The sequence below is a fragment of the Microbacterium sp. C23T genome, assembly GCF_053345975.1.
This window is the reverse complement of record NZ_JBKFBD010000026.1, coordinates 23,452-35,443: the sequence shown is the minus strand read 5'-3', so window position 1 is coordinate 35,443 and position 11,992 is coordinate 23,452. Positions and strand designations below refer to the sequence as shown.

General features: G+C 71.4%; 7 protein-coding genes and 1 pseudogene. 4 read left to right on the top strand and 4 right to left on the bottom strand.

Going from position 1 to position 11,992, the window contains the following annotated elements; genetic code table 11:
• Positions 1-32: 32 nt before the first annotated feature.
• Both ACLBXX_RS14930 and ACLBXX_RS14925 read right to left on the bottom strand, forming a co-directional pair.
• Positions 33-515, bottom strand: coding sequence for a hypothetical protein (locus ACLBXX_RS14930; RefSeq protein ID WP_447658661.1), 483 nt, complete (start codon positions 513-515; stop codon positions 33-35).
• A 57-nt stretch (positions 516-572) separates the two neighbouring features.
• Positions 573-1,037, bottom strand: a complete 465-nt coding sequence (locus ACLBXX_RS14925; RefSeq protein ID WP_447658660.1) for an Hcp family type VI secretion system effector — start codon at positions 1,035-1,037, stop codon at positions 573-575.
• 187 nt (positions 1,038-1,224) lie between these two features.
• Here ACLBXX_RS14925 and ACLBXX_RS14920 point away from each other — a divergent pair, with 187 nt between their 5' ends.
• From ACLBXX_RS14920 to ACLBXX_RS14910, 3 genes are read left to right on the top strand one after another with little or no spacing between them, the layout of a single operon-like run.
• Positions 1,225-1,902, top strand: a complete 678-nt coding sequence (locus ACLBXX_RS14920; protein ID WP_447658659.1) for a response regulator transcription factor — start codon at positions 1,225-1,227, stop codon at positions 1,900-1,902.
• Positions 1,895-3,196 carry a sensor histidine kinase gene (locus tag ACLBXX_RS14915; protein ID WP_447658658.1) on the top strand — a complete coding sequence of 434 codons (1,302 nt, stop codon included), beginning with the start codon at positions 1,895-1,897 and terminating at the stop codon, positions 3,194-3,196. The genes ACLBXX_RS14920 and ACLBXX_RS14915 overlap by 8 nt, the downstream gene beginning before the upstream one ends.
• Positions 3,197-3,252: 56 nt before the next feature.
• Positions 3,253-3,990 carry a PepSY domain-containing protein gene (locus tag ACLBXX_RS14910; protein WP_447658657.1) on the top strand — a complete coding sequence of 246 codons (738 nt, stop codon included), beginning with the start codon at positions 3,253-3,255 and terminating at the stop codon, positions 3,988-3,990.
• 455 nt (positions 3,991-4,445) lie between these two features.
• Here ACLBXX_RS14910 and ACLBXX_RS14905 read toward each other — a convergent pair.
• Both ACLBXX_RS14905 and ACLBXX_RS14900 read right to left on the bottom strand, forming a co-directional pair.
• Positions 4,446-4,904, bottom strand: a pseudogene (locus tag ACLBXX_RS14905) (O-acetyl-ADP-ribose deacetylase); the annotation flags it as partial.
• Between the two features lie 164 nt (positions 4,905-5,068).
• Positions 5,069-7,954 (bottom strand): ATP-binding protein, encoded by a 2,886-nt coding sequence (locus ACLBXX_RS14900; RefSeq protein ID WP_447658656.1) that lies wholly within the window; start codon positions 7,952-7,954, stop codon positions 5,069-5,071.
• 185 nt (positions 7,955-8,139) lie between these two features.
• Between ACLBXX_RS14900 and ACLBXX_RS14895 the strand changes: the two genes are divergently transcribed.
• A complete protein-coding gene (locus tag ACLBXX_RS14895; RefSeq protein ID WP_447658655.1) occupies positions 8,140-11,958 on the top strand; it encodes a S8 family serine peptidase in 3,819 nt (1,272 codons plus the stop codon).
• The last annotated feature ends 34 nt before the right edge of the window (positions 11,959-11,992 follow it).

Below are 11,992 nucleotides of genomic sequence, written 5' to 3'. Positions count from 1 at the left end.
TCGCGCGGGGCTCCCACCCGCTGGCGTGACGCCTACATCTCCCTGCTCGACGCCTCCGCGAGGCTCTCGGCCATCTTGGCGAACGACGCCTGGGCGTGGCCGCCGGCCAGCCGCGACGCGAGCGACGCGAACGCCACGGCGCCCGTGATCTGCGCCGCCGCGACATCCCACGGCTCGGGTTGCGGGCCTTCGCCGCGCGGACCCGGCAGCGGAATCGGCAGCCGCCGCGGCCAGCCGGTGCCGCACCAGTCGTCCACCACCTCGGTCACCCACCCGGGCGGGTCCTCACCTCGGAGGTCCGCCTCGAGCACCGCTTCGGCGATGTAGCCCGAGAGCTCCGAGGCCGCCAGCATCCATCGGGGCGGCAGGGGCTGCGGGTTGAGCGCCACCGCGTCGAACCTGCTCGCGAGGTGAGCCCGGTGGCTGTGCGGCGGGAAGACGTCGAACATCTCCGGCCTGATGCGCCCCAGCAGCGAGAGCATGCGAACCGTGCTGCTGATCTCGTTCCAACTCATGGGTGACTCCCTTTCGGATCGGTGGATTGCATTCCACGCACCGTCACACCGGGGCGATCACCTCTGCGCGCGCCCGATCGTGACCGCGACCGGATCGCCGAGCGAGCCGTCCGGCAGCGTGGTCTGGTAGGTCATGGTCACGGTGGCGAACCCCAGGGTGATCTGCACGGCGGGTTCCTCGCCCGCGAACGCGGTGGTCGCCGAGGTCACGACGGCCTCCTCCAGGCGCACCGTGAAGTAGTCGCCGATCATGCCCACACGTCGTGCCGACAGCAGCGCTTCGGGCAGACGGATGCTGCGCGCACAGGCATCGAAGAGGCGCGGGGTCGCAGCATCCATTCGCAGCGAGACCGCGATATCGGAGAGCGTCGGCTTGCCGACCCGGCCTCCGCCGCCCGCGCCGGCCGGAGCGGCGTTCGACACCGCCCAGCTCCAGCTGAGAACCTCGATGGCGCCCGGGTGCCGGTCGTCGACGACCTCCCCGGGAATCGACGCGATCGTGAGGAACTGCTCATCGGCCATCGCACACGCTCCCCGCCTGTATCCGCGATTCCCCCGGTCGCGCGGTCGCTCGCGCGACCACCTCACAGATACTCCCGGCGGGCGGCACCCGCAAGAGGGTCGGCGACGCAGCCGTCGAGGGCTTGCGACGACGGACTGATCATGCGCTTCAGGGCGGATTCAGGTGCGGCGGGCCAGACTGGAGCGGATGCGGATTCTGGTGGTGGATGACGAGGTGCGCCTGGCCGACGGCATCCGTCGCGGGCTGGAGGCCGAGGGCTTCGGGGTCGACGTCGCACACAACGGCGTGGACGGACTGTGGCGGGCTCGTGAGACGGCGTACGACGCCATCGTGCTCGACCTCATGATGCCGGGGATGAGCGGCTGGAAGGTCTGCGAGGCACTGCGCGCGGAGGAGAACTGGACACCCGTCCTCATGCTCACGGCGAAGGACGGCGAGTGGGACCAGGTCGAGGCGCTCGAGACGGGCGCCGACGACTACGTCACGAAGCCCTTCTCGTTCGCCGTGCTCGTCGCCCGGCTGCGTGCGCTGATCCGCCGCGGCGGGATCGAGCGGCCGACGGTGCTCGAAGCGGGGGACCTGCGGCTCGACCCGGGTGCGCGACGGGTATGGCGCGGCGATGCCGAGATCGTCCTGACGTCGCGGGAGTTCTCCGTGCTCGAGCACCTCATCCGCCATCGCGGGCAGGTGCTCGCCAAGCGCGACCTCATCGCCGGCGTGTGGAACGACGACTTCGATGGCGACGCGAACATCGTCGAGGTGTACGTCGGGCACCTGCGGCGCAAGGTGGATCGGCCCTTCGGTCGAGAAGCGATCGAGACCGTCCGCGGAGCGGGCTACCGTCTGGCGGCAGACGGTGGCTGACGCCCGCCGCCGCTCGCTGAGGACGCGCATCACCGGCGCGGCGACGCTGGTCGTCGCCGCCGCGCTGATCGTCGGGGCGCTGGCGTTCTACGGCGTCCTGTCGGTCAGCATCCACGATGCCACCGTCCGCGCCGCGCAGACGCGCGCCGAGCAGCTGGCCGCCCGGATCGACACCGAGGGACCTTCGGCGGTGGCGGACCTCGACGACGACATCGCGCAGGTCCTCGACGAGGATGGTCGTGTCATCGCGTCGTCCGAAGAGGCCGACAGCGGCGAACTGCCCGTCTCCGATGAGCTTTCCTTCGTCACCTACGACGACGAGCCGATGCTCGTCGTGGCGGAAGACCTCGATGACGGCACGCTGCTCCTCGCCATGCCGGTCGAGGACGACGCGCAGACCCTTGCGACCGTGGCAGTGCTGCTGGCGGTCGCCGTCGCCGGCGTCGTCGCACTCGTCGCGGGGATCACCTGGTGGGTCGTCGGGCGCGCCCTGCGTCCCGTGTCGCGCATCCGCGCGGAGGTCGACGACATCACCGCCGACCGCCTCGACCGCCGTGTCGCCGTGCCGGCGTCCGGCGACGAGATCGCCGCGCTCGCGGGAACGATGAATCGCCTGCTGGACCGATTGGATGCTGCGGCCACCGCGCAGCGCCGGTTCGTGTCCGACGCCTCGCACGAGCTGCGCTCGCCGCTGGCGACGATTCGCCAGCACGCCGAACTGGCACAGCTGCACCCCGAGGCGACGTCCGTCGACGACCTCGCCGAAGTGGTCCATGACGAGGGTCTCAGGATGCAGGAGCTCGTCGACGCATTGCTGCTGCTGACGCGCCTCGACGAGCGGGTCGTGCGCCAGCAGGACGACGTCGATATGGACGATCTCGCGCTCACCGAGGTGAAGCGGCTGCGTGGCGGCGGCACGACCGTGGATGCGGCCGGTGTGCACGCGGCACGAGCGCGCGGCGACGCCCGCCTTCTGGGCCGGCTCATGCGCAATCTCGCCGACAACGCGGCCCGCCACGCACGGACAGCGGTCGCGATCGCGGTCGTCGAGCATGACGGGCAGGTGCTGCTGACGGTCGACGACGACGGGGGCGGGGTTCCGCTGGAGGAGCGCGAGCGCATCTTCGAGCGCTTCGTGCGGCTCGACGAGGCGCGCGCACGCGACACCGGGGGCAGCGGTCTGGGACTCGCGATCGTCCGTGCGATCGCGGAGGCCGAGGGCGGCAGCGTGCGCGTCGAGGACTCGCCGCTCGGCGGTGCGCGGTTCGTCGTCGCCCTGCCGGCCGCAGCCTGAACGTCTCTTCAGGGTGCTTCAGGTCTGCTTCAGCGTCCGCTCGGCACCATCGGAGCATGGATGACAAGAACAGCACCCCCGAGACTTCTCCCGCCCAGTCCGTCGACGCCGGTCCGACCGAGGCGGTCGCAGCGACCTCTGCGCCCGCTCCCACCGCGAAGCGCAGCCGCACTCGCGGCTGGCTGATCGGCGGTGGTGCGGTGTTCGCCGCGCTGGTGCTCGCCGGCGGAGGCGTCGCCCTCGGCGCGGAGATCGCCGACGAGGCCGGTGACGACGACACGACGTCGTCGGCGTCCGGCAACCGCGGTGACGAGGACACGAGCGGCGACGAGGATGGCTCGAGCGACGACGATGCCGTTGGCGACGTCTCGAGCCTGGGCACCGACTCGGTCGACGACCTGGTCGCGATGATCGACGCCGCGTCCGCAGCCGGTGAGGGCGAGCCGACGTCGATCGACCTGAAGCGCGACGGGGGCGCCGAGGTGACGCTTGAGGCCGCGAACGGCGCCGAGACCGAAGTGCGCGTCGACGCCGGCGGCGAGGCATCCGTCGTCTCCACCGAGTCCGCCGATGACGATGGTGCCCCGCAGTACGTCCTCGACGCCGACTCGATCGCCGCGATCGTGGACGCGGCGCTCGCTGAGGCCGACGGCCGCATCGTCGAGATCGAGGCCGACGACGACGGCACCTCGCCGTGGGACGTCACCGTGCTGACGGCGAACGGCGAGTTCGTCGAGATCGACCTGGACGCCCAGTTCGCGGTCGTCTCGGCGGGAGTGGACAGCGACGACTGACTGCGTCGAGACGCGTGCCGACCGCCGGATCGCTTCGATCCGGCGGTCGTAAGAAATCAACTCGTGGGGCGTTCCGAGCTGTCCTGCTGCAGCGCTTCGAACCGGTCGATGAGGATCGGGATGCCGGTCTGGTGCCACCACGACGGCAGGACGTTGCCGGCCGACATCCCGTGACCGGGATCGAACTCCGGTACGTGGATCGGGTCGTCGGTATGGGCCAGAGGAGCGCCGATGATCCCTTCCGCTGCCCGCACGACCATCGGGCGGAGCTCGAACCACGTGGACGGCAGGGGAGTCGCGGCGAACTCCGCGCGGAGAGCGAGCCATAGGTAGGCGTCGCCCCGCATGCCCATCTGTGCGGGCGCCCGGTCGAACAGCTGCCCGACCGAGCCGGGTTCCGCCGGCGGCGGGAACAGGCGGTGCACCTGCGACTGCACGCGCCGATGCGTGTCTTCGCTGAACGAGACCAGCACGACTTCTTCGACGCGGGTCGGGGCCTTCGCGATCGTGGTGACCGCCGCGTCGATGGCGTCGTTGAGCGGCCACGCGTAGACCCCGGCGCTGATGAGGGGGAAGCTGACGCTGCGAGCGCCGATCTCGTCGGCGACCTCGAGCGCTCGCCGGTAGCACGACTCGAGGAGCGCGCGGTCGCGCTCGCCGGCGCCGTAGTTGGGGCCGACGGTGTGGATCACCCAGGTCGCCGGGAGGTCTCCGGCCGTCGTCCAACCGGCGTCGCCCGTGCGCAGGCCGTCGGGGAAGCGCGCGATGCAGTCATCGAGGATCGCGCGCCCGCCCGCACGGTGGATCGCGCCGTCGACCCCGCCTCCGCCGCGCATCGCGTTGTTCGCCGCGTTCACGATCGCGTCGACGCGCTGCCGGGTGATGTCGCCGTGAACGGCGGTGACCGTGACCATGTGCCCAGTCTCGCGCAGGGATGCTGCGCGCACAGGCCGGAGGCTCGCACACAGAATCGGAGCTCTTCGGCGACACACCTGCAGACGGATGCCTCGCAGCGGCGTGTCGCCACTTTCCTCCGATTCTGTGCAGCCGTCCGGCGAACCGATGCCGAGGCATCCTGTCAGTCGCTCGTCAAGGCCTCGAGAGCGGCCGCGTCGAGTTCGTCGCGGGAGGTCAGCCCCAGTTTCCGCAGCGCGTTCGACATGTGCGTCTCGACGGTGCGAGGAGAGAGGTACAGCTCCGCGGCGATCGCGCGGTTCGTGCGTCCGGCTGCCGCCCGCTGCACGACTTCCTGCTCGCGCCGCGAGAGGTCGTTGCCGTGCGTCGGGCGCCCGCCGCGCCACGGATACGGCACGGGAACGCCGTGCCGCCGCATGGTTCGAGTCACGCGGGCGATGTCCTGCCGTGCCGACAGACCACCGTACGCGGTGAGGGCCTCCGTGAGCAGACTCGGGCCGTCGGCCCCAGCCCGTTCGCAGCGCCAGTCGCCGAGCCGTTCCGTCGATCGAGCCGCCACGTGAACGAGTCCCGCCTCGTGGGCGGCCGCCCGGGCGTGCGACAGCCGCTCTTCGGCAGTGGAGGTGTTTCCGTCGTGGTGCGCGATCAGGGCCTCGCACGTCATCACGGCGACGGTGATCCCGGGCGCCTGCGCGTCGCGGACGCGGTCGCCGATGGACGTGACCCGCACGCGGACATCGTCCACCGTGCCGAGGTCCGTCGCGGCCTCGACCTGGCACACCAAGGCGTCGGCTGCCCACGCCCACATGCCCTTGCGCCGGATCTGCTCGAGGGCGGCGGATGCCTCGTCGAAGGCCGCCTGCGGATCGCCCAGCGTGAGCCGCAGGCGCGCGAGCGCCGCACGTGCGGGCACCAGCGGCCACACCGCACCGACCCGCTCGCAGTCCCGGATGAGATCGGTGAGACCTTCGACCGCTTCCGCGGCGTTCCCGCGAGAGCCTTGGACGAGGTGGTGCAGGTAGCGCGCCTCGAATGAGGCGGCACCGAATCCGAACGCGCGCGAGGCCAAGGCGTCGGCCCGCTCGGCGAGCCCGTCCCATCGTCCCGCGGCGTGGTCGACCATCGCGCCGACCAGCTCGAAGACCTCCAAGAGGCGCGGCGAGAGCGATCGCTCGGCGATCGACCGCCCCTCGGCCAGCAGTTCGTCCGCGCGGCGCACGTTTCCGATGTGGAGGGCGCCCTGCGCCCAGTTGAGCGCGGCTCGGGCATGTTCTCGTGGCTGCGTGAGCACCACGGGATCACGTCGTGCGGCGTCGATCAGCCCCCACGCGGCGGGATCGCCCTGTTCGAGAAGAAGCGAGGCGCGCGCGATGCGCACCCCGAGTTCGACGTCCACCGATCCGGCGCGCTGAGCCGCCGCCACCGCTTGCGCGCACCGCGCCAGATGCGCCTCGAGCGACACATCGACGACGGTCTCGGGGGCTGCAAGTACGGCCAGCGCACGCGCCTGGAGGTCGGGACGCTCGTCGAGCTCATCCACCGCGCGCTCGATCTCGCCGTATCCGTCGCGGGCGAACCCCTGCTGCCGGTAGAGCCTGCCCAGGGCGAACCGGAGCTCGCCGCGGGCTGCCGGCGTCAGCTGCTCGCTCTCCAAGAGGCGGGTGAGGATCGGGGCCGACTCGGCGTGCGCGAGTCCGTCCACGGCGGCACGACCCAGCTTCGTCGCGATCCGCACGCGATCGTCGATCGAGAGGCCGGTCATGTCGGCGGTCGCCTCGCGGAGGAACTCGGCCGCTGCGGCCTCGTTCCCGTGGCGGACGGCTTCATCGGCCGCGGCCTCCGCCCAGCGGACGAAGTCCTTCACGAGACCGGCGCGCTGATAGTGGTGGGCGATGCGCGCCGAGAGGATCGGGTCGTGCCGCTCCTCGAGCACGCGTGCGATCCGGGCATGCCACCACTGACGGGTGGGCAGCGGCGTGGCGTCGTAGACGATCTGCTGCGCGAGCACGTGCCGGAAGCGGCTGCGACCGTCCTGCTCATGCAGCAACCCCGCGGCATGGGCTGCCGTGAGGGCGGCCGCCACCTGTCGGGCGTCATGCTCGGTGAGCTCTGCGGTGAGGGTGGGGTCGACGGTCGGCCCGACCACGGCGGCCGCCTCGATCACCTCGCGGGCGGTCGCGTCCAGTGACATCAGCCTCTGGACGACGACATCACGCAGCGCCGTCGACACCGACAGCGCCGCGAGGGCGTCCGTGTGGGTCGGGATGTCCGCGGCGGGAAGCTGCACCAGCAGGGTGCGCAGGACCTCCTCGACGACGAAGGGGACGCCGCCCGTGACCTCGTGCAGCGCCGCGGCGACCGGATCAGGGACGTCCACTCCGAGCAGGTGCCGGGAGAGTTCGCCGACCTGCGCGACGTCCAGCGGCGCGAGCCGGGCCGTGCGGGTCCGGCCCTCCGGGGCGCGTGCGAACGACTCCCCGACGGGCGTCGCACCGAGGTCGATGCGGCTGGTGACGACGACGGTCACCTCGGCCGGCTGGTGCGCGATGAGGTAGGTGAGGAAGTCGAAGGTGACGGCGTCCGCCCAGTGCACGTCCTCGAGCACCAGCACCGCAGGGGAGAGATGCTCGATCAGTTCGGTCGCCGCCCGGAAGATCTGGTGTCGCGCGTCGCGCTGATCCGCCGGGCGTTCGGGTGGCGCGGGGAGGCGGTCGGCGATCTCGGGCACGAGCGGAGCCAGGTTGCCCACGACGGGGCTGAGGTCACGGACGTCGATACGATCGCGCTGCTGCCGGAAGGCGTCCAGTACTGGTCCGAGCGGAAACGGATCGTGGAGCGGCTGACACTGACCCACCAGTTCCTCGGCCGAGGGCGGTGCCGCGGCGAGGAGTTCGCGCACCAGGCGGCTCTTGCCGATCCCGGCCTCGCCCTGGACGACGATGAGCGCCGGGGGTGACGTGATCGCGCGAGCCAGCGCGTCGAACTCGGCGCGCCGACCGACGAGGACAGGCGACACCCCGCCGGGAGGTGGAGCGGGGGGCTGAGGCATGACTGCCATTCGTCTCGTGGGGCGCGAGCAAAAGTCAGTGTAGGTCACGGATGCAGGCCCCGTTCACCCGTCCGTAACCTCCAACGCAAGGTGTGAAACGAATCATCCGTGTGCGAGGAGAGACAGTGCCCAGACATCTCAGACAACGACCGCGGAGGCACGCCTCCACGCGGCTGACCATCGCGGTGGCTGCCGCCTTCGCCCTCGTGGTGACGGCCGCACCGGCCGCACCGACCGCGGCGCTCGCCGTGGATCCGGCGCCGGTCGCGGTGGAGGACCTCGGCGACCGGACCGGCGGCGTGAGGGTCACGACCCCCGAGGACGCGCAGGCGCTGGTGAGCGAAGCCGCGCAGCCGCAGACGTACATCGTGCAGATGGCGCCCGCGCCCGTGGTCGCGTACGAGGGCGGTGAGAAGGGGCTGACGTCGACGAAGCCTCGCGGCGGCGCGAAGGTCGACCCGGCCGATCCCGCGGTCGAGGCGTACAGCACGCACCTCAAGGGGCAGCAGCGGGCGGCCCTCGCGAAGGTCAAGGGCGGCAAGCCCTCGTACAGCTACGTGTACAGCTTCAACGGCTTCGCGGCCGAGCTCACCCCCGCACAGGCCGCAGAGCTCGAGGCGCAGCCGGACGTCATCTCGGTGCACCCCGACGAAGCGGTCGAAACCGACACGTCGTCCACGGAAGGGTTCCTCGGACTCGACGACCCGCACGGCCTGTGGGCACAGCTCGGCGGTCCGGCCGGCGGCAAGAAGACGCCGGGAGCCGGCGAGGACATCGTGATCGGCGTCATCGACAGCGGCATCTGGCCCGAGGTCGCGAGCTTCTCCGATCGCAGCGACAAGAAGCTCGTGTACCAGGGCAAGCCCCAGGGGTTCCGCGGCACGTGCGCGTCGGCCGAGAAGGTGGGCGACGACTCGTGGGACGCCAACCTCTGCAACAACAAGCTCGTGACCGCCCAGTACTTCAACGCCGCGTGGGGAGGCAACGAAGGCGTCGCGCAGCAGCTGCCTTGGGAATTCCTGTCGCCGCGTGACTACAACGGTCACGGCACCCACACCGCCTCGACCGCCGGCGGCAACTACGGCGTCGACGTGACGGGTCCGGCCTCGCCCTTCGGTGAGATCTCGGGCATCGCGCCGCGGGCGCGCATCGCCGCGTACAAGGCACTGTGGTCCGTCGAGGACGGCTCCACCGCGACCGGCTACACGTCCGACATGGTCGCCGCGATCGACAAGGCCGTCGCCGACGGCGTCGACGTCATCAATTACTCGGTCTCGGGTTCCAGCACCGACTTCCTCGAGCCCACCGAGGCGGCGTTCCTCAACGCCGCCGCCGCGGGCATCTTCGTCGCGGCATCCGCCGGCAACTCCGGCCCTGATGCCGCGACCGTCGCCCACCCCGGTCCCTGGCTGACCACGGTCGCGGCCGGCACCCATGACCGCACGACGACGGGCGCTGTCGTCCTCGGCAACGGCGCGCGCTACGAGGGCGTCTCGCTCAGCAGCGCTGCGGTCGGCCCCGCGCCGATCATCACGGGCGCCGCCGCGCGGCTCTCGGGTGTCTCGATCGGCGCCGGTGCCCGCTGCTATCCCGCGAGCGACAACAACGGCAAGCCGGCGCTCGATCCCGCCAAGGTCGCCGGAAAGATCGTGCTCTGCGAGCGCGGCGGCGACATCGCCCGCGTCAACTCGTCGCGCGCGGTCGCCGAGGCGGGCGGGGTCGGCATGATCTTCGTCAACGCCTTCGGCAACTCGCTCAACGCCGACTTCCACTCGGTGCCCACGGTGCATCTCCAAGACACCGAGTGGAGTGCGATCAGCGCCTACGCGGCGACGGCGGGAGCCAGCGCGACCATCGAGAAGGCGGTCATCGCGAACGGCGGCACAGCGCCCTTCACCGCGGAGTTCTCCTCGCGCGGCCCGCTCGTCGCCGGCAACGGCGATGTTCTGAAGCCCGACGTGATCGCTCCAGGGCAGGACATCCTCGCTGCGGTCGCCCCTCCCGGCCAGGGCGGGATGGACTTCAACCTGATGAGCGGCACGTCGATGTCGGCGCCCCACGTCGCCGGCCTCGCCGCCCTGCTGCAAGACCTCCACCCGGACTGGTCGCCGATGGCGACCAAGTCGGCGCTGATGACCACGGGATCCGACGTGCTGGACGGCGAGGCGAACACCGACCCGAACCTCATCTTCAAGCAGGGTGCCGGGCACGTGCAGCCCACGAGCGCGGCCGACCCGGGCCTTGTCTACGAGAGCGGCGTGGACGACTGGACCGCGTTCCTGTGCGGCTCGACGCGGAGTGTGGCCGACGCCGCCTGCGACGACCTCGAGGCGGGAGGGCGCTCGCTGGACCCCAGCGACCTGAACACGCCCTCGATCGGCATCGGCCTGCTCGACGGCACGCAGACCGTCACCCGCACGGTCAAGAACGTCGACGACAAGGCTGCGACCTATTCGTCGACGGTGACCGGACTCGCCGGAGTCGGTGTCACGGTCGAGCCGAGCACGCTCACGGTGGCGCCGGGCGCGACCGCGTCGTACTCGGTCACGTTCGCCGTCGGCGAGGAGACCCAGCTGTTCGACTACCTCGCCGGTCAGCTCTCGTGGACCGACGGCACGCACACAGTGCGGTCGCCGATCGTACTGCGGGCGAAGCAGCCGGGTGACGAGGACTGGGCGGCCCGGTACGACGGAGCGGGCGGGCAGTTCGGCAGCTCGTCGGATGTCGGCACCGAGCTCCTGCTCCACCCCGATGGTGAGCGCGTCTACATGAGCGGCTTCAGCCGTCCGCCGTCGGCGGGTGGGCTCGTGAGCGACTTCCTGACTGCTGCGTACGACCCCGAGACCGGCGACGTGATCTGGCAGGAGCAGTGGGATGCCTCGGACGGCGGTTCCGACGAGCCCGCGGGCTTCGGAATGAGCCCCGACGGCGAGACGCTCTACGTCGGCGGCACCAGCGGCGGCGACTACCTCACAGTCGCCTACGACGGAGCGACGGGTGAGCGGCGCTGGACCGCGCGACTGGACGGTCCGGCTCAGGCCGGGGACTCGCTCAACGACCTCGCCGTCAGCCCGGACGGCTCGACCGTCTACGTCACCGGCTACCAGACCACGGGCGAGGCTCAGCTCGACTACGCCACCGTCGCGTACGACGCGGCGACCGGCGCCGAGCGCTGGGTGTCGCGGTACGACGACCCGGTGAACGGGACCGACGACGCGCGCAGCATCGCGGTGAGCGAGGACGGCTCGACCGTCGTCATCACCGGTCAGAGCGCCGGCGACGGCACCGGCCTCACCGACTGGGGCACGGTCGCCTACGACGCCGCGACGGGCGCGCAGAAGTGGGATGTGCTGCGCAACGGTTCGGACGGGCACGTCGACATCGCGGACAACATCGCGATCGTGGGCGACTCGGTGATCGTGGCCGGCGTCGTGAGCAACACCGACCGCCAGGTCGACTGGGAGACGGTGGCCTACGACCTCGCGACCGGCGAGGAGCGCTGGGCCACCGGCTACGGCGAGGCGGGCACGGACGTGCCGCAGGCGCTCGCCGTCAGCCCGGACGGCGGCACCGTGGTGGTCGTCGGCAACGTCGAGGGCGGCGCCGACATGGACTACGCGTCCGTCGCCTACAACGTGGCCGACGGCGCGCAGCTCTGGGCGAACCGGTACGACGGCACCGCGCACGGGCTGGACGTCGCCTACGACGTGGCGCTGACCGCCGACGGCACCCACGCCGTCGTCACCGGTGAGTCCCGCGACGCCGAGTCGGCCTGGGACTACGTCACGATCGCCTACGACCTCGTCACAGGCGAGCAGGTGTGGTCGGCGAACTACGACGCGACCGGCGCGAGCGACGGGGCGAACGGCGTGGCGGTCGACCAGCGGGCCGACGGCACTCGGCGGGTGTTCGTCACCGGAGCGAGCACCACCGCGTTCGACGCGGTCGGACTCGACAGCAACATCGACGCCGCGACGGTGGCGTACTTCGACCCGTTCGGCTGATCGACCGGGCGGCGCGGGCCGCCGGGCGAGGACT

Coding starts and splice junctions, on each gene's coding strand:
- ACLBXX_RS14930 (WP_447658661.1), bottom strand. CDS start 515: ATGAGTTGGAACGAGATCAGCAGCACGGTTCGCATGCTCTCGCTGCTG.
- ACLBXX_RS14920 (WP_447658659.1), top strand. CDS start 1,225: ATGCGGATTCTGGTGGTGGATGACGAGGTGCGCCTGGCCGACGGCATC.
- ACLBXX_RS14925 (WP_447658660.1), bottom strand. CDS start 1,037: ATGGCCGATGAGCAGTTCCTCACGATCGCGTCGATTCCCGGGGAGGTC.
- ACLBXX_RS14900 (WP_447658656.1), bottom strand. CDS start 7,954: ATGCCTCAGCCCCCCGCTCCACCTCCCGGCGGGGTGTCGCCTGTCCTC.
- ACLBXX_RS14910 (WP_447658657.1), top strand. CDS start 3,253: ATGGATGACAAGAACAGCACCCCCGAGACTTCTCCCGCCCAGTCCGTC.